We start from the raw sequence: 24,841 nt of genomic DNA on the forward strand, positions 1-24,841 counted from the left end.
CCGGCATGAAGGACAGCAAAACCATCATCGCCATCAACAAGGACGAGGATGCTCCCATCTTCCAGGTAGCCGACATCGGCCTCGTCGGGGATCTCTTCAAGATCGTCCCGGAACTCACAGAAAAACTCTGAGCGGCACGCGCTATTATCTTTCAAGCCAAAGGCGCGCTCAATTGGTCGCACTGCAATCTGTGGCAGAGATATCTTCGGACACCCATGCACCAGATCGTAACCGGCAAGATACACCGGTCTACGCCTGCGGCCATCCCACTTATGGTATAAGGGAATATAGGAATGTTACATGAGCTACGTATCTATGAGGCAATGCCTGGGCGGCTGGGCGACCTCCACCGTCGCTTTACAGACGTAACTCTTAGCATCTGGGAACGGCTGGGCGTTCGTCCGCTTGGCTTCTGGAATTGCTTGGTGGGTCCATCGAGCAATAGTCTCTACTATCTGCTTGAATGGACTGATCTTACCGAACGCGATGAAAAGTGGGGCAAGTTCGTCACCGACCCGGAATGGATAACACGCCGGATCGAAAGTGAGCGCAATGGCGCTCTGATCACAAAAGTCCAAAATATATTGCTTACACCGACTAGCTTTTTCGTGGCGCCTGGAAGCGCTTCCTTGATATAACGCTATTCAATGTGCTGAAAAGCAGTTTAGACTAGAGCAGTGGGTGCCCAGCCACTGTGCAATGTATGAATGCGCTAGGTATCTCCGAGGACACTTCCGACAGGGGCTGAAGCGATGGCGTTATTTAGCTGGCGCTTGCGAAGTATTATCGCGATAATATTATTCGTCGTTATTCGAGCCCTTGCTACTATAACTAGAGACAGTGAATTAATTCGTAAAATTAATCAAATATAATTAAAAATTTATTTTATTTTTGATTCAGGCGAGGCTGAAAGGCCAAAATATTACTGGCAATGATATCCCATGTTGCTCACATCAAAAACAATAAGCAGTCAATGCAATCATGGAAACGGAGTTATGCCGTTCAGGTCCAACATAATCCCTACGGGCCTATACAAAAATGTGGGAAAAAGGGTGGTGCCGTTTTGGACTGAGTATATTTTACAGTTTAAAGTCAATACAATAAAATTGCTCAACTGGTGACCCCTACGGGAATCGAACCCGTGTTTCAGCCGTGAAAGGGCCGCGTCCTAACCGCTAGACGAAGGGGCCATGCCGGTGCCGAAGCAACTGCTCGTTCCGAGGCGAGGGCGGCATTAGGGGGAAGCCGCCGCCGGGTCAAGCCGGATAGCGGACTATTTTAACGTAGCCGGATTATTCGGCCCATGCGGCGTCTTCAATATGCAGCTCCGCACTTTTGGCGCCACCCCACTCGTCTGTTTTTATACGCCCGGCAAGCCAGAGCGTGCGCCCCTTCGATCCGCCCAGCAGTTGCTGCCCCAACAGTGTATCAGCCTGACGGAAAGCGACTGCCTTGAGCGATGCACCATCCTGCCCTGACAGGATCAGGCGGACATGGCCGCCGCTGCCGACGACATCAGCCTTGATAATCCGCATCGGCCCGGTGGCTATGCGGGGGGCGGGCCAGCCCACGCCGAATGGCCCGGCCGCTTCCATATCGTTGACGAGCTGGGGGCTGAGACCGCGCGGGCTAAGCAGGCAATCGACGGGCAGGGAGCGCTCAGCCCCTGCCTGCGCTATGCTGGCGCTGAGATGCTCATCAAGAAAATCATGCAATTCCGCAATGCGTCCTTGCGTGACGGTCAAGCCTGCGGCCATTGCATGCCCGCCGCCCGCAACCAGCAGGCCGTGTTCTTTCGCCGCCAGAATTGCAGCGCCAAGATCAACGCCTGTGATCGAGCGACCTGAGCCCTTGCCGGTTCCCGCTTCATCGGTGGCAATGACTATGGCTGGTCTGGCGAATTTTTCCTTGAGCCGCCCGGCTACTATCCCGATGACACCGGGATGCCAGCCCTCGCCGCTGACCAGCAGCACGGAGCGGTTGCCTTGGTGCTCGGCCAGGTGTGTTGCCTGCTCTTGCACGCTAGCCTCGATGGCGCGGCGCTCTTCGTTGAGCCGATCCAGTTCCGCCGCGATGGCGCGGGCTTCCTCCTCGTCCTGCGTAATAAGGAGGCGGACTCCCAGATCGGACTTGCCGACCCGACCGCCAGCATTGATGCGCGGGCCAAGCGCGAAGCCGAGGTCATGGCACAGCGGCGCGCGTGTCAGGCGGCTGACTGAGGCAAGAGTGGCAAGGCCGAGGTTGCGCCGGCGCGCCATCACTTTAAGCCCCTGTGCCACGAAGGCGCGGTTGAGGCCGCGCAGTTGCGCCACGTCCGCCACCGTTCCGAGGGCCACCAGATCAAGCAGATCGAGCAATGCAGGCTCTGTCCGTGCGGAGAAATATCCGCGCGTGCGCAGTTCCCTCACCAGCGCCGCGCCGAGCAGGAAAGCGACGCCGACGGCGGCCAGATGCCCATGCGCGGCTGCTTCAGCGTTCTCATCAAGGCGGTTGGGGTTCACCAGCGCAAGGGCAGGGGGCAGCGCCGTGGCGCACTGGTGATGATCGACGACAATAACGTCAACACCTGCCGCCCGCGCCATCTCCAGCGCTTCGAATGCCTGCGCCCCGCAATCGACCGTGACGATCAGGTTCGCTCCCCCATGCGCAAGCGCCACGAGCGCCGTGCCGGAAGGGCCATAGCCCTCCATCAGCCGATCAGGAATATAATAACCCGCCTCAAGCCCCAGCGCGCGCAGCAGCAAGATTAGCAGCGCCGCACTGCTCGCGCCATCAACGTCATAATCGCCGAAAATAGTGACCTTTTCCTGCTGTTCGATTGCATCGGCAAGGCGGCGGGCGGCTGTGTCCATATCGCGAAAGAGCGATGGGTCAGGCATGAAATGCCGCAACGTAGGCGCTCGCTGTATCTCCAGATCCTCTCGCGGACAGCCCCGTGCCAGCAACAGTTGCGTAACGAGATCGTCGCGCGAGAAGGCGCCATCGTCTGAACCCGCATAGTTCCCGCGCCAGCACCATGTCTGACCCGTGATCGAAGCTGGGATGTTGGCGATGGGGCGCATGAATATGCTCTACGGGCTCAGGCTTGCCTTGTCACGCGCTGCGAATACATTATGTCAGAAGCGCAATAGCGTGTGACCGAGAGTGTCCTTTTCATGAATTCCATCATATCCGTTTCTGGCTTGGGCAAGTCCTATGCCTCTGGCCATGTTGCGCTCCATTCGGTGGATCTCGACATTCGCGAAGGCGAGATTTTTGCGCTGCTCGGCCCGAATGGTGCGGGCAAGACCACGCTCATCAGCATCATCTGTGGCATCGTTTCGCCCAGCGTGGGGCAGGTGTTGGTAAACGGTCGCGATATCATCAGCGATTATCGTCAGACCCGGACTGACATCGGCCTGGTGCCGCAGGAGCTGCATACCGATGCGTTCGAGACGGTGCTCGACACCGTGCGCTTTAGCCGAGGCCTTTTCGGCAAGGCGCGGAACGACGTGTACATTGAAAAACTGCTGCGAGACCTGTCCTTGTGGGACAAGCGCAATGCCAAGATCATGGAACTGTCTGGCGGAATGAAGCGCCGGGTCATGATCGCCAAGGCGCTATCCCACGAGCCGCGCATCCTGTTTCTGGACGAGCCGACCGCCGGTGTGGACGTGGAGCTGCGCAAGGATATGTGGAATATGGTGCGTCATTTGCGTGACACAGGCGTCACGATCATCCTCACCACCCATTATATCGAGGAGGCGGAGGAAATGGCGGACCGGGTTGGCGTCATCACCAAGGGCCGTCTCTTGCTGGTCGAGGAGAACGATGCGCTGATGCGCAAGCTGGGCACCAAGACGCTGACGGTGCATCTGAACGCCCCTCTTGCTGCGCTTCCTGAGGCTTTACGCTCTTGGGATTTGACGATTAGCGAAGACCAGCATGATCTCGACTATCGCTTTGATGCGAGAGGGGGGCAAGGCAGTGTCCCGGCGCTGATGGCGGCTCTGGGCGAAGCTGGTGTCGGCTATCATGACCTCTCGACCCGACAAAGCTCGTTGGAGGATATTTTTGTGGGGCTGGTGCACTCCGGGGATGCGGCCGATGCGCTGACGACACAGGGAGCGGACGCATGAGCGGCAGAATGAACTGGCGCGGCATTGCCGCCATATACATATTTGAGCTGCACCGCTTCCGCCGCACGATCTGGACCAGCCTGATGACGCCGGTGATTACCACGTCGCTCTATTTCATCGTCTTCGGCTCGGCTATCGGCTCGCGGATGACCGAGATCGATGGCACAGACTATGGCGCGTTCATCGTGCCTGGCCTCATCATGCTCTCGATGTTTCAGGAAAGCATTTTTAACGCCAGCTTCGGGATTTATATGCCCAAGTGGACCGGCACGATTTACGAGTTGCTCTCCGCACCGCTTTCACCGCTCGAAACAGTGATCGCCTATGTCGGTGCTGCGGCGAGCAAATCGATGATGATCGGTCTGGTGATATTTGCCACCGCGCATCTTTTTGTCGATGTCTCAGTGGCATATCCGCTGGCGATGCTGGCTTTTATGGCGGTGATTGCCATAAGTTTCTGCATGTTTGGCTTCATCCTTGGCATCTGGGCACAGAGTTTTGAGCAGTTACAGGTCGTTCCGATGCTCATCATCATGCCGATGACCTTCCTCGGTGGCGCCTTTTATTCCATCTCGATGCTGCCGGAACCATGGCGGACGATAACCTTGTTCAACCCGGTGATCTATCTCATCAGCGGCTTCCGCTGGACCTTCTTCGGCAAGGGGGATGTGGACATTGGCATCAGCCTGACGTTTGTAGCAGCTTTGGTGCTGCTGTGCATGGCCGTGATAGGATGGATGTTCAAAACCGGATACCGGCTCAAGAAATAAGGGGCGCCGTTTCCAGCGCCTCCAATAGCCTTAAATGGAATATGACCGCCTACTTGTCCTTGCGGTCGGCGTGATGCTCGCCCTTGATCCAGCGCACCGTGCCGGAGGACGCGCGCATCACGACGCTATCGGTGGTCATCAGGCCTCCGGGCAGGCGCTTCACGCCCTTCAACAGTGATCCGTCGGTCACGCCCGTTGCGGCGAAGATGCAATCGCCGATCGCCAGCTCCTTGAGGTCGTAGATCTTGTCGAGATCGGTGATGCCCCATTTGCGCGCACGCGCTTTCTCATCATCGTTGCGGAACAGGAGGCGGCCCTTGAACTGCCCGCCGACGCAGCGCAGAGCCGCACAGGCCAGCACGCCCTCTGGCGCGCCGCCGCTGCCCATGTACATATCGATCGTGGTTTCGGGGTTGGTGGTTGCGATCACGCCAGCCACATCGCCATCTGGAATCAGCATGATGCCGCATCCCAATGCGCGCAGCTCCGCGATGATCTTTTCGTGGCGCGGGCGATCGAGCACGCAGACGATAATCTCGCTGGGCGATACTCCCTTTGCCGCTGCAACGGCCTTAACATTCTCGGTTGGGGTTTTGGCGAGGTCGATGATGCCTTCTGGGTAGCCGGGGCCGACTGCCAGTTTGTCCATATATACATCCGGCGCGTTCAGAAGACCACCTTCTTCCGAGATCGCAAGAACGGCGAGCGCGTTCGGCCCGGCCTTGGCAGTGATCGTAGTCCCTTCAAGCGGATCGAGCGCGATGTCGATTCGTGGCCCCGTTCCGATTGCGCTGCCCACTTTCTCGCCGATATAGAGCATAGGCGCCTCGTCGCGCTCACCCTCGCCGATGACGACGGTGCCGTCCATATAGAGGTCGTTGAAGGCCAGGCGCATCGCCTCGACAGCAGCAGCGTCAGCGGCCTTTTCATCACCCCGTCCGATGAGCCGCGACGCAGCGATAGCCGCTGCCTCGGTCACGCGGACCATCTCCAAAACCAATACGCGGTCGAGAACCGAACTGGGCTGCATTTTTTCTCTCTTTCCTGGCAAATCATCGAAACGATACTGGCGGGCGATAAGCGCAGAAGATGAAATTGTCGAGTATAGTATTGGTTGTCATTCCGTAGCGGATATGGTCTCAGGCAGACTGAACAAGAATTGAGGGGTGAATGTATGAGGCTGGTGTCAGGATTGATTGTTGGTCTGTCGTTACTCGTTGCACCCGCGGTAGCACTGGCGGATGACAAGCCTGCAACAAGTGATCTACCGTCGCTTGTTCTAAAGCCCGTCGATCCCGCCTTCAAAGCGGCCTATGATGCAGACGTGGCGAAGCTGCGCGCCGGAGAGACGGTTGATATGGCTAGCTTGCGCGCCCGTCATGCCAAAATATTCGGCGGTTATGCGGACGGCGGTGACTGGAAAGGAGCGGTCCTCCAAGCCTTCCAGGCGCAGGAGTGGGGCAAGGGGCTGGAACTGGCGCGGAAACGTCTTGATACGGATTACCTCGATCTCGATGCCCATTTCATGGCGCGATATGCGGCTTCCAAAGCCAATGACGAGAAAAGTGCGAAGGCGCATGACGGCGTAATCAAGCAGTCCCTCAACGCGATAACCGGTGGGCGTACAGGGCGCAGCGCCGATCAGGCATGGGCTGTCATAAGCGTTCGAGAGGAATATCTGATGCTACAGGCATTGGGGCTGGAGCTAAGAAACCAGTCACTCGTGCATAAAGATGGCCATAGCTATGATGTCATGGCAGCATGGAACCCGGCGATAGGGACTGCTGATGAGCTATGGTTCAACATAGATGCCTTCTTTGGGAAGGGCTTTTAGGAGCGCGGCCTAGGGGCTGTTGGGATTCAGCCCATATGGGCCTGCAAAGCGCTATTTTCTGCGCTTCGGTGCTCACGTACCTTTGAGTACGCTGCGCTCCGATGCTCGAAAATCCCCCTTTTCGGCTCCATCTGAACTGAATCCCCACAGCCCCTAACCCAATATCGGCATCACCACTGGCTCAGCGATAAGGTTATCTGAGCCAGCCAATTGATCAAGAGTCTCGCGGATTGCGCGTTCGGCAGTGTCATGCGTGACCACGACGAGGAGAACGGCGCCGTCCTCGTGAGCGCCCCGCTGGATCACGCTTTCGATGGACACGCCGGCATCGCGCATGGCGGCGGCGATTTCGGCCAGCACGCCGGGCTTGTCCTGCACCAGAAAACGCAGATAGACACGGCCGATAGTATCGCCGCTGTTTGCTTTGGGGCGTTTGGCGAGTTGCTCCACCTGCATGGCGAAGGGATCGCCATATTCATCGCGGGCGATGTCGATAAGGTCTGCCACCACGGCAGACGCGGTCGGCCCTTCGCCCGCCCCCCGGCCAGAGAAGAACAGGCTGCCGACAAAATTGCCCTCGGCCAGCACGGCGTTCAAAGACCCTTCTACACTCGCGAGGGGATGATGCATTGGCACCAGCACCGCATGCACACGCTGGAACAGGCCATCCGCACGATTTTCCGCCACGCCGACCAGGCGAATACGATAGCCCAGCGCCGCCGCCTCGCGGATGTCTGCCGCAGAGACGCTGCGGATGCCGCCGATATCCACCGCGCCAAAGTCAATCTGCGTGCCAAACGCGAGGCTGGCGAGGATCGAGAGCTTGTGCGCGGCATCGATGCCGTCCGCGTCAAAGCTGGGGTCCGCTTCGGCATAGCCCAGTTCCTGCGCTTCCTTCAGCACCTCGTTGAAATCGCGCCCCTCACGCTCCATCGTGGTGAGGATGTAATTGCAGGTGCCGTTCAATATGCCATAGACGCTGCTGATCTCGTTGGCCGCAGCCCCCTCTCTCAGCCCCTTGATAACTGGGATACCGCCCGCCACCGCCGCCTCATATTTGAGCGGTATGCCGGATTGTTCGGCCAGCTTGGCCAGCGAAAGGCCATGATGCGCCAGCATCGCCTTGTTGGCGGTAACAAGCGGCTTGCCAGCGCTCAGTACCGCGCGCGCAAGGGCGAGGGCAGGGCCGTCGGACCCGCCGATCAACTCCACCACCACGTCTATGTCGTCGCGCCGGGCCAGCTCCATCATGTCATCTGCCCAGTCGAACCGGGCTATATCGACGCCGCGATCCCGGCTGCGATCCCGCGCGTTGACCGCGCGCACCTCTATAGGACGACCCGCGCGGCGGGCGATCAGCTCTCTGTTCGCATCCAGAAGGCGGATCACCCCGGTGCCCACCGTGCCCAGCCCCACCAGCGCCACGCGCATCGGTCGTTGATCCTGCATCGTCATCCCGTTTCAAATCCAACTGCCAAGGCCAGCTACAATGTGCGGCCGCACCTGCCAAGGCTTTCCATTACGAATCTGTAGTCCCGTCGCGTTGCCTCTGCATCGAGGACGGCAAGTCCGCGTGTTGAGCTGGCTGGCAATGTGTCAGGCAAGCCGCAGGCCAGGCGATACCAGAGCAGCGTGTTGCGCGCAGGAGGAACGGCCGCGTCGTCTACGATCTCGCCAAGCGAGACGCCCCATCGCGTCGCTTCGGCGGGGCGATGGACGATCGAGAGCGAAACGGGCGCGCCGGTTGTGGTTTTCAGGAATATTTGTGTCTCGCTCTCGCCCTCGACCGTGCCGGGTACATGAAATGCGTCTCCCACGGCGAGTATGGCGGGGGCGGGGTTGGCGCTCAGAACCTCGCTTGTGACAGCGCGGGTAACGGTTTCCAGTTCGACACTCCATGGCTGGAGCGCATGTAGCGATATAAGCTGTACGTGGTTTGATTGCTTGCCTGGCCTTGCATACAGCAGAACGGTTGTTCCACTGCGCGGGCGCTGTGAACCTGCGACTGCGAGAAAGCTCACACGCGGGGCGAGGCCGCCCTCGCCGCGAATCAGCGAATCGATCCTGACCGTAATGTTGTGGTAACTTCGGGTTGGGAGGGAGGGAGTATCGCCCTTGATTTCCACACTTTTCACGCTTGCTATTCGCGCCTTGGCAATGATGGGTGCCTCGGTCGCGAGGTCTGCCACGTCTGCATATGACACCATAGCCGCCGCCGGAGCCTTGGCCTTGCCCGGTGCCTGAGAAGGGAGAGAAAAAGCCACCAATATGGACATAAATCTGATTATTTTCATAAGCTTGCGTCCAATTCGGGTGGTATGTAATCTGGCATGGTCAGTCGCCATGTAATCTGCTTTCGATCCGTTCTGTACAGGCCTTTGCAGCCGGTAGTCACAAATTCTCAATCTGTCGCTGCGCAAAGGCGCACAAAGCGTTTGCTTCCGTCCGTATGCCACGATAGGAAGCGGAGGAATAATAGTAAACAAGGGGGTGGGGCTTGAGGCATGTGCGCGCATGTGCTTTGTGCCCCTTATCTGAGTGTCGCAGTTTTAATTACAAGTTGAGTTAAGGAGTGTCGTTGCTGAATGGCCTACGCAGATCACTCGGAGGCATCGAGTAGAACAATCTCGATTATTATCGTCGCCTTGATTCACGTTGTTCTCGGATATGCTTTCGTTACCGGACTTGGCATGAAATATGTCAAGAAAGCCGCAGAACAGCTGAACGTGATCGACGTCAAGGATGAGCCGCCGCCGCCAGACGAACCGCCGCCACCTCCGCCCAAGCCGGCGGATGTGCCACCACCGCCTGTCGTTGCGCCACCTGCCATAGTGCAGACTCCCGCGCCCGCCCCGCAGGTTACGAGTGTGGCGACACCGCCGCCGCCTGCGCCGGTCATATCTGTCCCGACGCCGGCTCCAGCTCCCCCGCGTCCTGTCGCGCGGGCAACGCCTAAGGGTAAACCCGGTGACTGGGTGACGTCTGACGATTATCCCAGTCGCGCTCTGCGCGAGGGCCGCTCCGGCGTTGTCGGCCTGAGGCTTGATGTGGGAGTGGACGGCAGGGTCGCGAATTGCTCGGTTACTTCATCGAGCGGTCATTCCGATCTTGACGCAACGGCCTGTCAGCTTGTGACGCGCCGTGGCCGCTTCAAGCCTGCTACGGGATCGGATGGCAACCCCATGTCCGATAGCTGGTCTAGCCGGTTTGTATGGCGGATACCGGAATAAGGTTTATTTGAAGGGCGGTTGAAGCCGGTTTGGCCATCGCCGCCCATCTTCTTTGGCATTATATTTTGAGAGGGAAGTAGCTAACAATGTTCATTTCTATTGCAGCCGCTGCCGCTGGGGCCGCGCAGGAAAATCCATATGGTCTGAAGGCCGCGCTCGAAGAGGGCGGTATCATTGCTCAGTCCACGTTCGTCATTCTGGTGGGTATGTCGATTTTCTCCTTCTACATCCTGTTCACCAAGCTGATCGAGCAGCAGAAGATCATCAGCCAGGGCAAGAAGGTGAAGCAGACCTTCTGGCGCGCCGCCAGCCTCAAGGAGGCCGCTGGCAAGCTGGAGAAGAACACTGCCTACAAGCAGCTCGTCGATGATGGCCTCGCCGCTCAGGAGCAGCACAGCAAGCTGACCGATCCGGTCGAGGCGCATGACTGGATGCATGGTTCGCTGGATCGCTCGGAAGCTGCGATCAACACCAAGTTGAGCGGTGGTCTCGCGTTTCTCGCAACTGTTGGCGCGACTGCACCGTTCGTCGGCCTGTTCGGCACGGTGGTCGGTATCTATCGCGCACTGATCAAGATCGGTTCTTCCGGTCAGGCGTCGATCGACGCGGTTGCCGGTCCGGTTGGTGAAGCACTCATCATGACCGCGCTCGGCCTCGTCGTCGCGGTGCCTGCGGTGCTTGCGTTCAACTGGCTGCAGAGCCGCAACAAGGCGATCGCCAAGGACCTTAACGGTTTCTCGGTCGATCTGCTGGGCTATCTGATGTCCAACGGTCAGGTTCGCCCGACCGTTGCTGCCGCGCCGACCGCCGCTGCGCGTCCGGCTGCTGCTCCGACCAAGGCCTGACCTGATTGCCGGGTGGTTGTTTCCCCTTGCGGGGAGACAGCCACCGGCTCGCACCGGGCTTTATCAAGCCCATGAGAATGATACGAAAAGTAGGATACTGATCGATGGCAATTAGTGCTGGATCTGGCGGCGGCGATGACAAGCCGATGGCCGACATCAACACGACCCCGCTTGTCGACGTCATGCTGGTGCTGCTCATCATCTTCCTGATCGCGGTGCCGGTCGTGGTCCAGACGATTGAGCTGAATTTGCCCAAGGTGCCGTTTGAACCGACGACGACCAAGCCGGAGAATGTTTCCCTCTCCATTAACTCTGGGGCTGACGGTTCATGCCAGGTGTACTGGAACATGACGAAGGTCAATTCGGATGAGCTGCTCAATCGCGCGGTCGCCAAGCTCAAGAAGGACATTGAGAAGGCCGGGGGTATTGCCAATATGACGGCGGAAGATCTGCCGGAAGTGCATATCCGTGGCGATATCAACACGCCTTGGCGCTGCATTGGCGGCACCATCTATACCATGCAGTTGGCCGGTTTCCCGAAGGTGGGCTTCATATCCCAGCCTGATCCGGGTTCTATCCGCGTTCAGCGTCTCTAAGCGTTTGCAGGAGTATTTCCCATGGCTATGAGTGCCGGTTCAGACGATGGTGAGCCGATGATGGATATGAACACGACGCCGTTGATCGACGTCATGCTCGTGCTCCTCATCATGTTCATCATCACCATTCCGATCCAGACCCACGCGGTGAAGATCGACCTTCCCAATAATAACAACCCGCCGCCGCCAGATGTGATTGACTCGGTCAAGAACAAGGTTGCGATTGATGCCGCCGGAACCATCACCTGGAACGGCAGCCCGATCGACAAGCTGACTCTGCGCCAGTATCTGCGCGCGGCGATGGCGCTGCCGGTTGAGCCGGAGCTTCAGTTCGAGCCGGATCGTCAGACCCGCTATGTGACGGTGGACGAGGTTCTCGCGATCATCAAGGCGTCAAAGGTAACGAAGCTCGGCTTCGTTGGCAACGAGCGCTATTACAACTTCTGATGACGGTTTGGGAGGCTTGAGCCTCCTGCCGCATCACGGATGAGAGGGAGGCTTCGGCCTCCCTTTTTTTGTGATCGACGGTCATGGAAGAAAGGTCTTGTTCGCGCATCTCTTAACGAAATGCTTACGCTGATCTGCGATAGCAGCCCATTGGAGGATGCGCGAGCCAGCGATGACCTATATCGACCAGACATCACTCAGCCCTGAGGATGCGCCCCGCAAGGCGCGCCACACGGTGCTGATCGGCGTCAAGCTGCGCAGGCCGGGCGAGACCTGGTTCACCAGCCGCGTCTCCAATCTTTCTGAGACCGGCTTTCGCCTGCACAGCTTCGTCAATCTCAAGCCGGGCATGACGATTTGGGTAATGTTCTCAGGCTTTGACGGTCGCCGCGCCACGGTTATGTGGACCAAAGGCTCAGAGGCCGGGTGCATGTTTGAGGCGCCACTGCACAAGGCGATCTATGAGCATATCATGCGGGTTAGCACACACTGACATCTATACAGGTTACGGGAAGCGCATGGCCTCTGTGGGATAGTCATCTCACGGTTTATGGTGTTGTCATGCACTCAACGTGCTCTCGGCTTTGTATTCCATATCTTCTATGTCGCCGAACTGCTCCCGCAGATGGGCAAGCAAAGCGCGGATGTTGGCGGATATGTGGGGCGTAGGGGCATGGACTAGATAGATGGCCGCTTGTCGCGCTCCTTCGTAGTGCGGCAGGACTTGCACCAGTTTTCCGCAATCCAGCAGTTCTGCTACATCCCAGAGCGAACGCAATGCGATTCCGCACCCCCCGGTCGCCAACTCGCGCGCCACTTCGCTGGAGTTAGTTTTGACGGCGCTGCGTCCATGAAAGGCAATCTGTCCCTCTGGTCCTTCGATCTGCCAGGGCAGTTGCCCCTCGGCTGCAAGCAAGACGTGGCGCTCCAGATCGGCAAGGCTTTCCGGTTGCCCCATCCGCGCAAGATAAGCGGGCGACGCGCACAACACGCGGCGGCTGCCCATCAGCCTGTGGCCGATCAGTCCGGACCCGACATCTACCGCAATTCGGATGGCAGCATCATAGGGGCTGGTCAGTAAATCGACGAAGCTGTCGGAAAGGTCTATCGTCAATTCTATGTCGGGATAGGCCTCGGTAAAGCGGGCCAGACAGGGTGCAAGGTGCATACGGCCAAACGATGTCGGCGCGGTAAGGCGCAGATCGCCCCTGATCAGTTCATGCCTTCCGCTGATCCGCTCTTCGACCGCCGCAAGCGAAGAACGCAGCGGCAAGAGGGTTTCATACAGGTCCTGCCCGGCAGGGGTAAGGGCTAGGCGCCGTGTCGTACGATTGACGAGGCGTGCCGAGAGACGCTGCTCCAGGCGTGCCAGGCACTTTGACACTGCCGCCGTGGTGAGCCCGCGCGCACGGGCAGCGGCCGATATGGTCCCTGCCTCTATGATGGAAAGAAACAGCTCATAGTCAGGATCGAACATTGTTAACTCATTGGATAGGGTGCGTTAAATTATTTCCTACTACCGCACTTTCGCACAACGCGGTAGGCGGTAAACTAGCTATATCAGGAGGAAGTATGATGACGGCGATGACCACGCGCGCAGGGTTGCAGATAGCACAGGAATTGGCCGACTTCATCGAGCAGAAGGCGCTGCCGGGTACTGGTCTGGCGCCGGAAGGATTTTGGGCGGGCATGGCGGACATTCTTGCCCGTTTCGCGCCGGAGAATGCGGCGCTGCTGGCGAAGCGCGAGGATTTACAGGCTAAGATTGACGCGTGGCATCTGGCCCGCGCGGGAAAGCCGCTGGATCAGACCGAGTATCAGGCCTTCCTGCGCGAGATCGGGTATCTGGTGCCAGAACCCGCGCCGTTCGAGGTGACGAGCGCCAATATTGACGACGAACTCGCCACCATGGCGGGTCCTCAGCTCGTCGTGCCGATCCTGAACGCGCGCTTCCTGCTTAACGCAGCCAACGCTCGCTGGGGCAGCTTGTACGACGCGCTGTATGGCACGGACGCAATCCCCGGCAGTGCCCAGGGCAAAGGCTATGACGCCGAGCGGGGGGCGCAGGTCATCGCCTGGGCGCGCAATTTCCTGAACAGCGCCGTGCCGGGTTGGGAAAAGGCGCTGAGCGGTGAGGAGGGCGCGCCACCATGCGCCCGCTCCGAGAAGGGCTTTCTGTTCAAGCACAATGGCCTCCACATCGAAGTGGTGGTGGACCGCAACCACCCCATCGGCGCGAGCGATCCGGTGGGAGTTGCCGATGTGATCCTCGAATCCGCACTCACCACGATCTGCGACCTTGAGGACTCGGTCGCCGCTGTCGATGGCGAAGACAAGACGCTGGCCTATTCCAACTGGCTGGGCCTGATGAAGGGTGATCTGGAGGACACGTTCGAGAAGAATGGCGCGATGATGACGCGGCGCATGAATACGGACCGCGCCTACACCGCTGCGGATGGCAGCACCTTCACCCTGCCGGGCCGCAGCCTGCTGTTCGTGCGCAATGTGGGCCATCTGATGACCACGCCCGCCGTGCTCCTGCCCGATGGCAGCGAAGCGCCGGAAGGGATCATCGACGGCATCGTCACCTCGATGATCGCGCTGCATGACCTCAACGGCACTGGCGCATACAAAAACAGCCGCACGGGCAGCGTCTATATCGTCAAGCCCAAGATGCACGGGCCGGAGGAGGCCGCGTTCGCCAACCGTCTGTTCGACGCGATCGAGGACATGCTTGGGCTAGCGCGCCATACGCTGAAGATCGGCGTGATGGACGAGGAACGCCGCACCTCCGCCAACCTTGCCGCCTGTATCGAGGCGGTGAAGCATCGCATCATGTTCATCAACACCGGCTTCCTTGATCGCACCGGCGACGAGATGCACACCAGCATGCGCGCCGGGCCGATGATCCGCAAGGGCGACATGAAGACCTCTAGCTGGATCATGGCCTATGAGGATCGCAATGTGCAGATCGGCCTTGCCTGCGGGCTTTCGGGCAAGGCGCAGATCGGGAAAGGCATGTGGGCCGCGCCGGACCGGATGGCGGACATGCTGGATCAGAAAATCGGTCACCCAAAGACCGGGGCGAACACCGCCTGGGTGCCGTCTCCCACCGCCGCCGTGCTGCACTCGACGCATTATCACGCCGTCGATGTGTTTGCCCGCCAGGCCGAGCGCAAGGCCGAGGGCGTGACGGGTCTCGATCCGCTGCTCAGCATCCCGGTCGCGGCGGGCGTAAACTGGTCAGACGAGGAAATCCGCGCCGAGCTGGACAACAATGCGCAGGGCATATTGGGCTATGTCGTGCGCTGGGTCGATCAGGGCGTAGGCTGCTCCAAGGTGCCGGACATCAACGACATCGGCCTGATGGAAGACCGCGCGACGTTGCGCATCAGCTCGCAGCATATGGCGAACTGGCTGCTTCACGGCGTGGTGAGCGCGGCCGACATTGACGCCGCGTTCGCGCGCATGGCCAAGAAGGTCGATGCGCAGAATGCAGGCGATCCGCTGTATCGGCCGATGTCAGGAAATGAGGCCACCAGCCTTGCCTACGGGGCGGCGCGCGACCTCGTGTTCAAGGGCATCGAGCAGCCATCAGGATACACCGAGCCGTTGCTGCATGCCTATCGGTTGAAGCTGAAAGCCGCGGCGTAAAGCTGGAGCAGCGCGCCGCAGCGGGTGAGCGTCACCCCTGCGGCGGCTCGCCTTGCGCGATGGCCTTTTCGGCCTCGGCGGGTGCGCTCTTGTCCAGCACCAGCCCATGCTTCAACAGCATCGGCACATTCGCTGCGGCGAACAGAAACGAGACGATCGTCACGCCCCAGACCTTGAGCGACAGCCAACTGTCGAAGCTGAGGCTGGCGCGCATGATCTCGTTCGCGACGGCCATGACGATGAAGAAGATCGCCCAGTTGCGCGAAAGCTTGGCCCAGCCTTCCTCGCTGAGGCCGTCGTAAGCCGCCTGCAGCAGATACTTGAGCAGCGGCTTGCCCCGCGCCAGCCCGCCGAGCAGCATCAATGCGAAGAAGCTGTAGATGATCGTCGGCTTGATCTGAATGAAGCGCTGATCGTTGAACCAGATCGTCAGCCCACCGAAGAACACCACCAGGACGGCGGAAAGCCAGAGCATGGGCGAGACCTTGCCCAGCTTGACCTTGGAAACAAGCACGGCGAGGCTGATCGCGACCATGAAGGCCGCCGTGCCGGCGACCATGCCCAGAAACTTGTAGCCCAGAAAGAAGACCAGCAACGGCCCAAAATCCAGCGCAAGCGAAAGATTGGGATTGTGGGCGGGCTTGGTCGGTGTAGCTTCAGGCATAGGCGCTTCCTGCTATGGCTCTTGCCATGTCTGCCGGATCAAACGGCCTCAGGTCATCAATGGTTTCTCCGACGCCGATGGCGTGAATGGGCAGGCCGTATTTCTCGGCCGCCGCCACCAGCATGCCGCCGCGCGCGGTGCCATCGAGCTTGGTCATCACGAGGCCCGTCACCTGCGCGACATCGCGGAACACCTCAATCTGAGAGAGGACATTGTTGCCCGATGTTGCATCCAGCACCAGCACCACATCATGCGGGGAGGCGGGGTCCAGCCTGCCTAAGACACGGCGGATTTTGGCCAGCTCGTCCATCAGCTCTGTGCGGTTCTGCAAGCGGCCTGCTGTGTCGACAATCAGTATGTCTATGCCCTGCTCGGTCGCCTGTTGCACGGCAGAAAAGGCGAGGCCCGCCGCATCGCCACCCTCCTTGCCAGAGACGATAGGCACCCCGATGCGCTCAGCCCAGACCTTCAGTTGCCCAATAGCGGCGGCGCGGAACGTGTCGCCAGCGGCCAGCATCACGCTGCGCCCCTGCTCCTGAAAGCGCTTGGCGAGCTTCGCGATGGTCGTGGTCTTGCCAGAGCCGTTGACACCTATAACGAGGATGACCTGCGGACGGGCGGCCTTGAACTCCAGCGGCTTGGCCACTGGTTTCAGCACCTTCTCCACCTCGTCGGCGATCACCTCGCGCACATATTCTTCCGTTATCGGTCGACTGTGGCGGGTGTCCTCCAGCCGATCACGGATGCGCATCGCCATCGCGGGGCCGAGGTCCGAGACGATCAGCGCCTCCTCAATCTCGTCCAGCGTCTGCGCATCCAGCGGCTTGGCAAAAAGGCCGGTGAGGTTTTCGCCCAGCTTTTCCGACGTGCGCTTGAGGCCGCCGAACAGCTTTTCGCGCCAGCTTTTGGGAGGAGTTTCGCTCATGCAGCAATCTCTTGCGCGATAAGAGTGCCATTCTCAACCCCGATGACGCGCGTTGTTACGATTTTGCCGCGCGGGTGCGGGGTGGTGAGGCGCACGGGTGCGAAATTTTCAGCGTGGCCCGATGTGCCGTCACCCTCGGCCAGCACATTCTGCGTCGTGCCGACCAGCGAGCCGAGCCAACGGGCGCGATTGTCGGCGCAGGCCTCGCGCAACCGGGCGGCACGCGCTTTGATCGTTGCGCGCTCGACCTGCGGCATCAAGGCGGCGGGGGTGCCGGTGCGCGGGGAATAGGGGAAGATGTGGCCGTGGACGATCTGGCACTCTTTCACCAGCGCGAGGCTGTTGGCGAACATCGCGTCCGTCTCGGTCGGGAATCCGGCAATGATGTCCGCGCCGATGCTGATCTCTGGACGCGCGGAGAGCAGCCGCTCGACAATGCGAACGGCTTCGGCGCGATCGTGGCGGCGCTTCATGCGTTTCAGTATCATGTTGTCGCCCGATTGCAGCGAGAGGTGCACATGCGGCATCACGCGCGGCTCTTGCGTGAGCAGCGTAATCAGCCGCTCGTCTATCTCCACGCTGTCGATGGAGGAGAGGCGCAGGCGGGGCAGGGCGGGGACGCGGGCGAGGATGCGCTCGACGAGGCTCCCCAATGTGGGGTTGCCGGGCAGGTCCGCGCCATAGCTCGTCACATCGACGCCGGTGAGCACCACTTCCCTGTAGCCCTCGTCAACCAGCGCGCTGATCCGCTCGATCACGGCGCCTGCGGGAACGGAGCGGCTGTTGCCCCGGCCAAAGGGGATGATGCAGAAGGTGCAGCGATGATCGCAGCCATTTTGCACCTCCACGAAAGCGCGGGCATGGTCTGAAAAGCTCGAAATGAGGTGCGGGGCGGTTTCGCGCACCGCCATGATGTCTGAGACGCGGACCTTTTCGGGGGTGGGCGCAAAGGAGCGCGGCTCCATCTTCTCGGCATTGCCAATTACGCGGTCGACCTCAGGCATGGCGGCGAAGAGGGCAGGGTCGGTTTGCGCCGCGCAGCCAGTGACGACAATGCGCGCGTCTGGGCGCGCCCGCTTCGCCCGCCGGATTGCCTGCCGCGCCTGGCGCACCGCCTCGCCAGTCACGACACAGCTGTTGACGATGATGAGGTTCGTGTCATCGCCCGCAAGGCCGCGCATCGCCTCGCTTTCAGCGATGTTGAGGCGACAGCCGAAGGTGATGACCTCTGGTGCGGTCATCAGAACCTTTCCCAGTCTGCCTCGCCAGAGAAAACGAACGTGGCGGGGCCGGTCATCTGGATGTGGCCACCGGCGCGCCAGTCGATCTCAAGGTCGCCGCCGGGCAGAGACACCGTGACTGGGCCAGTTGCCAGCCCCTGCCTGATCGCCGCAACCGCTGTGGCGCAGGCGCCGGTGCCGCAGGCCTGCGTCAGCCCTGCGCCGCGCTCCCACACGATGAGACGGATATGCTGATCGCTCAATATTTGCGCGAAGTTTACGTTGATGCGCGCCGGAAACAGCGGATCATGCTCGATCAGGGGTCCGAGGCGGTCCGTCTCGACCGACACCAGATCATCGACGAAGAAGATCACATGCGGGTTGCCGACATTGACGGCGGCGGGCGCGGGGAGGTCCTCCCAGCTTGTGGGCATGGAGTATGTGTCCATCGCATAGGCAAGCGGTATCGCGTCCCACTCAAATCGGGGCGCGCCCATATCGACGCTGGCGCCATCGCCTGCAAGCCGCGCATCGAGCAGCCCGGCCTTCGTCTCGATCGTCACATCGCGGCCCAGAAACAGCGGAATACAGCGGGTGGCGTTGCCGCAGGCTTCCACCTCAGAGCCATCGGCGTTGAAGATGCGCATTGAGACGTCGGCCTTGCCAGACGTACCCACGAGAATGAGCTGATCACAGCCGATGCCGGTGTGCCGGTCGGCAATGGCGCGCGCGCGCGGCGCGCTGATATCGACCGGACCTTCCCTCCCGTCGATGACCACGAAATCATTGCCAAGGCCGTGCATTTTGGCGAACTTGCTCATAGGCAGCGCATGTAGGGGGGGGCGCGGGAAATGTCCACACGCGGCATAATCGCGCGCGCTGCTTAGGCGTTAGGAAGGGTCAATAAGGCTGTTAGCCCGCTCTGCCTCCATGCCATGTCGAACGAGCCGCGCCGTGCCTGCGTTATGCGATCCATTAATGTGAGGCCTTGTCCGCCCCTCCGCGAATGGTCGCGTACGTCCTGCACACATTCTTCTTCCCACTCGACCTGTATAGTCTCTGTATTGCGGACCCTGATGTTGATTGTGCCGCCATGTGCAAATGCGCCATGTTTCGTCGAATTGACCGACAGCTCTCCGACAACGAGGGCGATAGTATCGGCTGCTGACTGGCTGATCGGGTTGGGTGCATCTATATCGACATGGACTTCGCAATTGTCGCGCCGAAAGGGGTCGACCAGCGCGGGTATGAGCGCATCGAGCCGACAAGAGGCTTGGCCATCGTTAAACAAGGTCTGCGCGTGTGCGAGTGCGGAGATCCGATCCGTCATTTCCCGCGAAAATGCTTCCAGTTCAGTTGACCCTTTTGCATGGGAAAACATGAGGCCACAGATGATGGCATAGCTGTTGCCAAGACGATGGCGCATTTCGGACGCCGCGATGCTCAAGGCCTGTCGTGCCAGCTCAGAGTCGGTAATGTCGCGGGAGATGGACAAAAATCCTGAGAAAAGTCCGTCCGGGCCGGACAGCGCCGTCACGCTCACGTCCCACCATCTGTCCTTGCCCTTGGCCGTGGGGCAATAAGCCTGGAATCTTTGCGGTGTCCCATTTCTTGCTGATATGCAGGCAGATTGTATTTGCGGCTGAGTGGCTTCCGGCCAGAAGCTAGACCATGATTGCCCCTCAATCGTGCCGAAATCATCGATCTCCATACTGCACAGGCCGTTCGGGTTCATCCACATCAACGCGCCGTGCTCATCGATCAGCTTCACGCAATCGCTGCTTTGCGCCAAGACGTTCGCCAGTGCTTCGGTAGATATCGATGCTTTTCTAAGCATGAGGCATTATTCCAAGTTCAATTATCGCTATTCGGCATTGTGCTGAACAAGAAATCAAATAGAGAAAGCCATGTAAAACGTCCAGTCTGAATGAAGGCGCCATAGCTGGCGATCTTGGTAGACAGTGCATTGGCTGCGCTGAACTCACCATGCCGTATAGTTCTACAAAAACGGATCATAGGCCGATCTAAGCAAGCTTTGCCACTGGCGCTATGAGCGCATGGCTTTAGCGGCCTGCATGTTGTTTACCGTGATGATGCGATGCATGGTGATTACAGCATTGGATAAGCGGTACGTGTGTCGAGGGAGTGGGGACAGCCGCACTTGCCATTTCCCACGCTTTCGCCTATGTGCGCTCTCAGTCAGCGGGCTTTCGGGCCTGTCTGGCGCCCTGATGACATCCCTGGCTTGGGCGGTTTGCCCCTATGGTCCAAGGATCGACGCTGGTCGGCGAGGTTTCGCCCACCGGCGTGTTTGTCGTTTCGGGTTATGAGGTTTTCGGCGGTTTTGCCGCGCATAAGAGGTGTCGATGTTTGACTCATTGAGCGATCGCCTTACCGGGGTGTTCGACAAGCTGCGCGGGCGCGGTGCGCTGAGCGAGGATGATGTCCGCACCGCGATGCGCGAGGTGCGAATCGCGCTGCTGGAGGCGGACGTCGCGCTTCCCGTGGTGCGCGAATTCGTGGATCGCGCGACGGACCGGGCCGTGGGTGGCGATGTGCTGCGCTCGGTCACGCCGGGGCAGATGGTCGTCAAGATCGTCTCTGATACGCTGACGGAGTTCCTTGGGTCAGACAGCTCTGACCTGATGCTTGATGTCACGCCGCCCGCCGTCATCATGATGGTGGGCTTGCAGGGATCGGGCAAGACCACCACTACCGCGAAGATCGCAAAGCGCCTGAAGGAAAAAGAGCGCAAGAAGGTGATGATGGCGTCATTGGACGTCAATCGCCCGGCGGCGCAGGAGCAGTTGGCGGTGCTGGGCCAGCAGGCCGATGTCGCCACGCTGCCTATCGTCGCTGGCCAGCAGCCGGTCGATATTGCCCGCCGCGCGCTTCAGGCAGCCAAGCTGCAGGGCTATGACGTGGTGATGCTCGATACCGCGGGCCGCCTCCATGTCGATCAGGCGCTGATGGACGAGATGAAGGCGGTGGCGGATGTCGCCACCCCGCAGGAAATCCTGCTGGTCGTCGATAGCCTCACGGGGCAGGATGCCGTCAACGTTGCGAAGAATTTCACTGAGCAGGTGCCGCTGACCGGCGTCGTGCTGACCCGGATGGATGGCGATGCGCGTGGTGGCGCGGCGCTCTCCATGCGCTTTGTCACTGGCGCGCCGATCAAGTTTGCGGGCACTGGCGAAAAACTCGACGCGATCGAGCCGTTTCACCCCGCGCGCGTGGCGCAACGCATCCTCGGCATGGGCGACGTCGTTTCGCTGGTCGAGAAGGCCGCGGAGGCGATCGACGCCGAGGAGGCGGACAAGCTCGCCAAGAAGATGGCGAAGGGCCAGTTCGACCTCAACGACATGCGCATGCAGCTGAAACAGGTGCAGCAGATGGGAGGGCTGGGCGCGATGGCGGGGATGATCCCCGGCCTCAAGAAAGCGCAGGCGGCGATGGCGCAGAGCGGCGCGAACGACAAGGCGCTGGTGCATCTGGACGCCATCATCGGATCGATGACGCCCAAGGAGCGCGAGCGCCCGGCGATCATCAACGCCAAGCGCAAGATCCGCATCGCCAAGGGTGCGGGCCGCACGGTGCAGGAGGTGAACAAACTCCTCAAGATGCATCAGGAAATGGAAACCGCGATGAAGAAAATCCGCAAGATGGGCGGCTTCGGCGCGCTCGCGAAGATGTTCATGGGCGGCAAGGGCGGTCTTGGGGGCGGCGGCATGGGTGACATGCTCGGTGGTCTGGGTGGAGGCGCGGGCGGCCTGCCGGGCCTCGGCGGCGGTGCGCCGGGCGGGCTTCCGCCCAATTTTCAGAAGTTTCTAAAAAAATAGAATTCCATTTATTTTCAATATTTCAGAAAGGTAAGGTTAGATTTTATGGCAACATCAATTCGTCTGTCGCGTGGCGGCTCCAAGAAGCGTCCTTATTACCGCATCGTAGTCGCGGACGTTCGCGCCCCGCGCGACGGCAAGTTCATCGAGCGGATCGGCAGCTATAACCCGCTGCTCGCCAAGACCGACGAAAAGCGCGTGGTGCTGGATACCGAGCGCGCGAAATACTGGGTCGCGAACGGCGCGCAGCCGACCGACCGCGTCGCCCGCTTCCTTGACGCCGCTGGGGTGAAGGAGCGCGCTCCGCGCAACAACCCGAACAAGGGCGTCCCCGGCGAGAAGGCCAAGGATCGCGCCGAGGAGAAGGCCGCGAAGATCGCCGAGGCTGAGGAAGCTGCCAAGGCCGCTGCCGAAGAGGCCACCGCTGCTGCTGCCGCGCCTGCGGTTGAGGAAGAAGCGCCGGTAGCCGAGGAAGCCGCCGCTGAGGAAGCGCCCGCTGCTGAGGCTGGCGAAGAGCAGGCTCAGGGCTGATCCTTGACCGCCGACCGCCCCGTCACCCTCGCCGCCGTCGTTGGCGCGCATGGTGTGACGGGCGAGGTGCGATTGAAGCTGTTTTGCGAGGGGCCGGAAAGCCTCAAGCATTACAAAACGTTCGATGGGGGTGGGCGGACGCTCACCCTCTCATCCATCCGGGCCGGTTCGAACTGCGCCGTCGCCCGCTTTGCGGAGGTGAAGGACCGGAATACGGCGGAGGCTTTGCGCGGCGTCGCGCTCACCGTGCCGCGATCCGCCTTGCCGCCGCTGGGCGAGGGCGAATTTTATCATCATGACCTGATTGGCTTGCCCTGCGTTACCGATAGTGGCGAGGCGCTGGGGCATATCATCGCGGTCGAGAATTTCGGCGCGGGCGACCTGATTGAAGTCCAAAGGCCGAATGGCAAGCGTTTCATGGTCCCTATTCATTCCGCGACCATCGATGTCGAGCGGGCTGTGATAGACGCTCGCTTCGTCGACTAGCGACTTTACATAACAGAATAGTTATATAATCAATGAGCGATGAACGAGTCGCTCGACAAGACCTTTGGGGCATTGGCCGATCCCGTCAGGCGGGCTATCCTCATGCGGCTGGCGCAGGGCGAGGCCAGTGTGGCAGAGTTGGCGAGACCATTCGAGATCAGCCAGCCTGCCATTTCCAAACATCTGAAAGTGCTCGAAGGTGCTGGCCTGATCGAAACCGGTCGCTCCGCGCAAGCGCGCCCGCGCCGACTCAAACCCGCCGGGCTAGACGCCGCAAACCGTTTTCTGGAGGCTATGCGCACCCATTGGCCCGACAAGTTCGACCGGCTTGATGCGTATCTCAAATCATTTCCCAAAGAGCAGGAAGGTGCCGATGACTGATCTTTCCACTATGCCGCAATTCGTTATCTCTCGCCACTTCGATGCCCCCATAGAACGGGTGTTTGATGCCTGGGCCGACATCGAGCGCTATGCCGACTGGTCTGGCCCGAAGGGATCGAAGGTGGAAACAATCTCCGGCGCGATTGCTGTGGGCAGCCATCTCCACAGTACGGTCAGCCACCCCGATATGCCGCCCATGTACACCTGGTGCGTCTATCGCGAAATCGATCGCCCGCGCCGCATCGTCTGGGAGCAGAGTTTTGCCGATGCGGACGGAAACATCACATCGCCGCCATTTTTCGAGCATTGGCCGCGCGTGTTGCTGACCGAGATCGACTTCGTAGAGAAGGATGGAGGGACCGAACTGACGCTGCGGTGGACACCGATTGAAGCGACACCCGAAGCGCTTGAAATGTTCGTCTCGCAGATGGCGTCGATGACCGGCGGCTGGAGCGGCAGCTTCGATGAGCTGGCGGAGTATCTGGCCGATTGACCTGAGCCGGGTCTTTGTATATACACGAAGTATATACGGAGCGTGTGATGACCGAGGAATATAAGGCGAAGGTGTTCAAATCGGGTAACTCGGTGGCGCTGCGCCTGCCAAAGGCGCTGGGCATCGCCGAAGGTGACGACATCGTGATTGCGCCTCATGCCGACGGCAGTTTCACCTTCTGGAAAGAAGACGATGGGTTGAAAGTGCTGATGGGCCTTTATGGCTCCTTTTCGCCCGGTTTCATGTCTGAGGGGCGTGGGGATATCGAGCAAGAGGAGCGGGACTGGTCCCCTCGAAAACCTAAAGGCAAGGCTGCCTGAGTTTGTTCCTGCTGGACACAAATGTCTGTATCGATTTCGCACTGGGCCGAAGTGATCTGGTGCGCGATCGCATTTACACCTCCTATGCGCGGGGTCTCGGCATCTCTGCGATAACATTGGCGGAATTGAGGGTAGGCGCGCGGCACCAGCGAACGGAACCCGCCGACGAGCAAAAGCTTGACACCTTGGTGCGCACCCTGAAACTCCACCCATTCGACGAAGCCGCTGCGGCAACTTATGGCGCCCTCGTGCGCCAGATCGGCGTCAGGGGCCAGAGCTTCGACCGGCTGATCGCGGCGCATGCACTTTCGCTTGGATTGACGCTGGTGACGCGTAACGAGGCGGACTTTGCCGACGTGCCGGGGCTGAAGACAGAGAATTGGGCGGGGTGATCGAAATGTTGCTCATTTATGGGGCGGCAGTCTTGATTGCGGCCGTTCTGTTGTCGGTCTTCGCAAACTGGCTTTGGCCTAAAGCCTCCGTGAAAT

General features: G+C 60.0%; 27 protein-coding genes, 1 tRNA gene and 1 pseudogene. 18 read left to right on the forward strand and 11 right to left on the reverse strand.

Translation table 11 applies throughout. The annotated features are described in order from the left end of the window. Both EQG66_RS15630 and EQG66_RS15765 read left to right on the forward strand, forming a co-directional pair. Positions 1-131 (forward strand): annotated as a pseudogene (locus EQG66_RS15630) (electron transfer flavoprotein subunit alpha/FixB family protein); the annotation flags it as partial. A gap of 162 nt (positions 132-293) precedes the next feature. Then, a complete protein-coding gene (locus EQG66_RS15765; protein WP_129404995.1) occupies positions 294-638 on the forward strand; it encodes an NIPSNAP family protein in 345 nt (114 codons plus the stop codon). A gap of 477 nt (positions 639-1,115) precedes the next feature. Here the strand turns inward: EQG66_RS15765 and EQG66_RS12815 are convergent. Together EQG66_RS12815 and recJ are read right to left on the reverse strand one after the other, a co-directional pair. Then, positions 1,116-1,190 (reverse strand) — tRNA-Glu (locus tag EQG66_RS12815). Positions 1,191-1,292: 102 nt separating this feature from the next. Next, a complete protein-coding gene (recJ, locus tag EQG66_RS12820; RefSeq protein ID WP_129404996.1) occupies positions 1,293-3,062 on the reverse strand; it encodes a single-stranded-DNA-specific exonuclease RecJ in 1,770 nt (589 codons plus the stop codon). A gap of 93 nt (positions 3,063-3,155) precedes the next feature. On the opposite strand from recJ, the gene EQG66_RS12825 reads away from it, so the two are divergent. Beyond that, positions 3,156-4,118, forward strand: a complete 963-nt coding sequence (locus EQG66_RS12825; RefSeq protein WP_129404997.1) for an ABC transporter ATP-binding protein — start codon at positions 3,156-3,158, stop codon at positions 4,116-4,118. Further along, the gene (locus EQG66_RS12830) at positions 4,115-4,888 is read left to right on the forward strand and encodes an ABC transporter permease (RefSeq protein WP_129404998.1); all 774 of its coding nucleotides are present in this window, start codon (positions 4,115-4,117) and stop codon (positions 4,886-4,888) included. The genes EQG66_RS12825 and EQG66_RS12830 overlap by 4 nt, the downstream gene beginning before the upstream one ends. Positions 4,889-4,937: 49 nt before the next feature. Here EQG66_RS12830 and glpX read toward each other — a convergent pair whose 3' ends face one another. Beyond that, on the reverse strand, positions 4,938-5,918 hold the full coding sequence (gene glpX / locus EQG66_RS12835; protein WP_129404999.1) for a class II fructose-bisphosphatase: 981 nt from the start codon (positions 5,916-5,918) through the stop codon (positions 4,938-4,940). 144 nt (positions 5,919-6,062) lie between these two features. Between glpX and EQG66_RS12840 the strand changes: the two genes are divergently transcribed. After that, positions 6,063-6,722 carry a DUF4919 domain-containing protein gene (locus EQG66_RS12840; RefSeq protein WP_129405000.1) on the forward strand — a complete coding sequence of 220 codons (660 nt, stop codon included), beginning with the start codon at positions 6,063-6,065 and terminating at the stop codon, positions 6,720-6,722. A 153-nt stretch (positions 6,723-6,875) separates the two neighbouring features. Here EQG66_RS12840 and EQG66_RS12845 read toward each other — a convergent pair whose 3' ends face one another. Both EQG66_RS12845 and EQG66_RS12850 read right to left on the reverse strand, forming a co-directional pair. Then, positions 6,876-8,171, reverse strand: coding sequence for a homoserine dehydrogenase (locus EQG66_RS12845; protein WP_425470252.1), 1,296 nt, complete (start codon positions 8,169-8,171; stop codon positions 6,876-6,878). A 35-nt stretch (positions 8,172-8,206) separates the two neighbouring features. Further along, positions 8,207-8,929, reverse strand: coding sequence for a hypothetical protein (locus tag EQG66_RS12850; RefSeq protein ID WP_129405001.1), 723 nt, complete (start codon positions 8,927-8,929; stop codon positions 8,207-8,209). Between the two features lie 378 nt (positions 8,930-9,307). Here EQG66_RS12850 and EQG66_RS12855 point away from each other — a divergent pair, with 378 nt between their 5' ends. From EQG66_RS12855 to EQG66_RS12875, 5 genes are all read left to right on the forward strand, one after another. Continuing rightward, positions 9,308-9,952, forward strand: coding sequence for an energy transducer TonB (locus EQG66_RS12855; RefSeq protein WP_129405002.1), 645 nt, complete (start codon positions 9,308-9,310; stop codon positions 9,950-9,952). 86 nt (positions 9,953-10,038) lie between these two features. Beyond that, positions 10,039-10,797 (forward strand): MotA/TolQ/ExbB proton channel family protein, encoded by a 759-nt coding sequence (locus EQG66_RS12860; protein ID WP_129405003.1) that lies wholly within the window; start codon positions 10,039-10,041, stop codon positions 10,795-10,797. A gap of 104 nt (positions 10,798-10,901) precedes the next feature. Beyond that, entirely contained in the window at positions 10,902-11,393 is a 492-nt protein-coding gene (locus tag EQG66_RS12865; RefSeq protein WP_129405004.1) for an ExbD/TolR family protein, read from the forward strand. Between the two features lie 21 nt (positions 11,394-11,414). Further along, positions 11,415-11,840: an ExbD/TolR family protein gene (locus tag EQG66_RS12870; protein ID WP_129405005.1), complete on the forward strand. Its 426-nt coding sequence runs from the start codon at positions 11,415-11,417 to the stop codon at positions 11,838-11,840. 157 nt (positions 11,841-11,997) lie between these two features. Beyond that, a complete protein-coding gene (locus EQG66_RS12875; RefSeq protein ID WP_245988085.1) occupies positions 11,998-12,333 on the forward strand; it encodes a PilZ domain-containing protein in 336 nt (111 codons plus the stop codon). Positions 12,334-12,399: 66 nt separating this feature from the next. On the opposite strand, the gene EQG66_RS12880 is transcribed toward EQG66_RS12875, so the two are convergent. Beyond that, positions 12,400-13,317, reverse strand: a complete 918-nt coding sequence (locus EQG66_RS12880) for a LysR family transcriptional regulator (protein WP_129405006.1) — start codon at positions 13,315-13,317, stop codon at positions 12,400-12,402. Between the two features lie 95 nt (positions 13,318-13,412). On the opposite strand from EQG66_RS12880, the gene EQG66_RS12885 reads away from it, so the two are divergent. Beyond that, on the forward strand, positions 13,413-15,494 hold the full coding sequence (locus EQG66_RS12885; RefSeq protein ID WP_129405007.1) for a malate synthase G: 2,082 nt from the start codon (positions 13,413-13,415) through the stop codon (positions 15,492-15,494). A gap of 31 nt (positions 15,495-15,525) precedes the next feature. On the opposite strand, the gene ispZ is transcribed toward EQG66_RS12885, so the two are convergent. The 5 genes from ispZ to EQG66_RS12910 form a co-directional block, all read right to left on the reverse strand. Continuing rightward, positions 15,526-16,158, reverse strand: a complete 633-nt coding sequence (ispZ, locus tag EQG66_RS12890; protein WP_129405008.1) for a septation protein IspZ — start codon at positions 16,156-16,158, stop codon at positions 15,526-15,528. Beyond that, on the reverse strand, positions 16,151-17,083 hold the full coding sequence (gene ftsY / locus EQG66_RS12895; RefSeq protein ID WP_129405009.1) for a signal recognition particle-docking protein FtsY: 933 nt from the start codon (positions 17,081-17,083) through the stop codon (positions 16,151-16,153). The genes ispZ and ftsY overlap by 8 nt, the downstream gene beginning before the upstream one ends. Beyond that, positions 17,080-18,324 (reverse strand): tRNA (N(6)-L-threonylcarbamoyladenosine(37)-C(2))-methylthiotransferase MtaB, encoded by a 1,245-nt coding sequence (gene mtaB, locus EQG66_RS12900; RefSeq protein WP_129405010.1) that lies wholly within the window; start codon positions 18,322-18,324, stop codon positions 17,080-17,082. The genes ftsY and mtaB overlap by 4 nt, the downstream gene beginning before the upstream one ends. Further along, on the reverse strand, positions 18,324-19,124 hold the full coding sequence (gene dapF, locus EQG66_RS12905; RefSeq protein ID WP_129405011.1) for a diaminopimelate epimerase: 801 nt from the start codon (positions 19,122-19,124) through the stop codon (positions 18,324-18,326). Before dapF ends, mtaB begins: the two co-directional genes overlap by 1 nt. Before the next feature lie 62 nt (positions 19,125-19,186). Further along, the gene (locus EQG66_RS12910) at positions 19,187-20,140 is read right to left on the reverse strand and encodes a PAS domain-containing protein (protein ID WP_129405012.1); all 954 of its coding nucleotides are present in this window, start codon (positions 20,138-20,140) and stop codon (positions 19,187-19,189) included. Between the two features lie 529 nt (positions 20,141-20,669). On the opposite strand from EQG66_RS12910, the gene ffh reads away from it, so the two are divergent. From ffh to EQG66_RS12945, 7 genes are read left to right on the forward strand one after another with little or no spacing between them, the layout of a single operon-like run. Next, complete coding sequence (gene ffh / locus EQG66_RS12915; protein ID WP_129405013.1) at positions 20,670-22,142, forward strand: signal recognition particle protein; 1,473 nt, start codon at positions 20,670-20,672, stop codon at positions 22,140-22,142. Positions 22,143-22,187: 45 nt separating this feature from the next. Continuing rightward, entirely contained in the window at positions 22,188-22,673 is a 486-nt protein-coding gene (gene rpsP / locus EQG66_RS12920) for a 30S ribosomal protein S16 (protein WP_129405014.1), read from the forward strand. A gap of 3 nt (positions 22,674-22,676) precedes the next feature. Then, a complete protein-coding gene (gene rimM / locus EQG66_RS12925; RefSeq protein ID WP_129405015.1) occupies positions 22,677-23,159 on the forward strand; it encodes a ribosome maturation factor RimM in 483 nt (160 codons plus the stop codon). Positions 23,160-23,198: 39 nt separating this feature from the next. Further along, on the forward strand, positions 23,199-23,540 hold the full coding sequence (locus tag EQG66_RS12930; protein ID WP_129405016.1) for an ArsR/SmtB family transcription factor: 342 nt from the start codon (positions 23,199-23,201) through the stop codon (positions 23,538-23,540). After that, positions 23,533-24,033: an SRPBCC family protein gene (locus EQG66_RS12935; RefSeq protein ID WP_164975686.1), complete on the forward strand. Its 501-nt coding sequence runs from the start codon at positions 23,533-23,535 to the stop codon at positions 24,031-24,033. The genes EQG66_RS12930 and EQG66_RS12935 overlap by 8 nt, the downstream gene beginning before the upstream one ends. Before the next feature lie 47 nt (positions 24,034-24,080). Further along, positions 24,081-24,353, forward strand: a complete 273-nt coding sequence (locus EQG66_RS12940; RefSeq protein WP_129405018.1) for an AbrB/MazE/SpoVT family DNA-binding domain-containing protein — start codon at positions 24,081-24,083, stop codon at positions 24,351-24,353. A gap of 2 nt (positions 24,354-24,355) precedes the next feature. Continuing rightward, positions 24,356-24,745 carry a type II toxin-antitoxin system VapC family toxin gene (locus tag EQG66_RS12945; RefSeq protein ID WP_245988086.1) on the forward strand — a complete coding sequence of 130 codons (390 nt, stop codon included), beginning with the start codon at positions 24,356-24,358 and terminating at the stop codon, positions 24,743-24,745. The last annotated feature ends 96 nt before the right edge of the window (positions 24,746-24,841 follow it).

The sequence above is a fragment of the Sphingobium fluviale genome (assembly GCF_004122115.1).
In the GTDB taxonomy this organism is placed as follows: Bacteria; Pseudomonadota; Alphaproteobacteria; order Sphingomonadales; family Sphingomonadaceae; genus Sphingobium; species Sphingobium fluviale.

Excerpts from the sequence above, each read along its gene's own strand:
- EQG66_RS15765 (WP_129404995.1), top strand. The coding sequence starts at position 294 with ATGTTACATGAGCTACGTATCTATGAGGCAATGCCTGGGCGGCTGGGC.
- recJ (WP_129404996.1), bottom strand. The coding sequence starts at position 3,062 with ATGCGCCCCATCGCCAACATCCCAGCTTCGATCACGGGTCAGACATGG.
- EQG66_RS12825 (WP_129404997.1), top strand. The coding sequence starts at position 3,156 with ATGAATTCCATCATATCCGTTTCTGGCTTGGGCAAGTCCTATGCCTCT.
- EQG66_RS12830 (WP_129404998.1), top strand. The coding sequence starts at position 4,115 with ATGAGCGGCAGAATGAACTGGCGCGGCATTGCCGCCATATACATATTT.
- glpX (WP_129404999.1), bottom strand. The coding sequence starts at position 5,918 with ATGCAGCCCAGTTCGGTTCTCGACCGCGTATTGGTTTTGGAGATGGTC.
- EQG66_RS12840 (WP_129405000.1), top strand. The coding sequence starts at position 6,063 with ATGAGGCTGGTGTCAGGATTGATTGTTGGTCTGTCGTTACTCGTTGCA.
- EQG66_RS12845 (WP_425470252.1), bottom strand. The coding sequence starts at position 8,171 with ATGCAGGATCAACGACCGATGCGCGTGGCGCTGGTGGGGCTGGGCACG.
- EQG66_RS12850 (WP_129405001.1), bottom strand. The coding sequence starts at position 8,929 with ATGGTGTCATATGCAGACGTGGCAGACCTCGCGACCGAGGCACCCATC.
- EQG66_RS12855 (WP_129405002.1), top strand. The coding sequence starts at position 9,308 with ATGGCCTACGCAGATCACTCGGAGGCATCGAGTAGAACAATCTCGATT.
- EQG66_RS12860 (WP_129405003.1), top strand. The coding sequence starts at position 10,039 with ATGTTCATTTCTATTGCAGCCGCTGCCGCTGGGGCCGCGCAGGAAAAT.
- EQG66_RS12865 (WP_129405004.1), top strand. The coding sequence starts at position 10,902 with ATGGCAATTAGTGCTGGATCTGGCGGCGGCGATGACAAGCCGATGGCC.
- EQG66_RS12870 (WP_129405005.1), top strand. The coding sequence starts at position 11,415 with ATGGCTATGAGTGCCGGTTCAGACGATGGTGAGCCGATGATGGATATG.
- EQG66_RS12875 (WP_245988085.1), top strand. The coding sequence starts at position 11,998 with ATGCGCGAGCCAGCGATGACCTATATCGACCAGACATCACTCAGCCCT.
- EQG66_RS12880 (WP_129405006.1), bottom strand. The coding sequence starts at position 13,317 with ATGTTCGATCCTGACTATGAGCTGTTTCTTTCCATCATAGAGGCAGGG.
- EQG66_RS12885 (WP_129405007.1), top strand. The coding sequence starts at position 13,413 with ATGATGACGGCGATGACCACGCGCGCAGGGTTGCAGATAGCACAGGAA.
- ispZ (WP_129405008.1), bottom strand. The coding sequence starts at position 16,158 with ATGCCTGAAGCTACACCGACCAAGCCCGCCCACAATCCCAATCTTTCG.
- ftsY (WP_129405009.1), bottom strand. The coding sequence starts at position 17,083 with ATGAGCGAAACTCCTCCCAAAAGCTGGCGCGAAAAGCTGTTCGGCGGC.
- mtaB (WP_129405010.1), bottom strand. The coding sequence starts at position 18,324 with ATGACCGCACCAGAGGTCATCACCTTCGGCTGTCGCCTCAACATCGCT.
- dapF (WP_129405011.1), bottom strand. The coding sequence starts at position 19,124 with ATGAGCAAGTTCGCCAAAATGCACGGCCTTGGCAATGATTTCGTGGTC.
- EQG66_RS12910 (WP_129405012.1), bottom strand. The coding sequence starts at position 20,140 with ATGCTTAGAAAAGCATCGATATCTACCGAAGCACTGGCGAACGTCTTG.
- ffh (WP_129405013.1), top strand. The coding sequence starts at position 20,670 with ATGTTTGACTCATTGAGCGATCGCCTTACCGGGGTGTTCGACAAGCTG.
- rpsP (WP_129405014.1), top strand. The coding sequence starts at position 22,188 with ATGGCAACATCAATTCGTCTGTCGCGTGGCGGCTCCAAGAAGCGTCCT.
- EQG66_RS12930 (WP_129405016.1), top strand. The coding sequence starts at position 23,199 with ATGAACGAGTCGCTCGACAAGACCTTTGGGGCATTGGCCGATCCCGTC.
- EQG66_RS12935 (WP_164975686.1), top strand. The coding sequence starts at position 23,533 with ATGACTGATCTTTCCACTATGCCGCAATTCGTTATCTCTCGCCACTTC.
- EQG66_RS12940 (WP_129405018.1), top strand. The coding sequence starts at position 24,081 with ATGACCGAGGAATATAAGGCGAAGGTGTTCAAATCGGGTAACTCGGTG.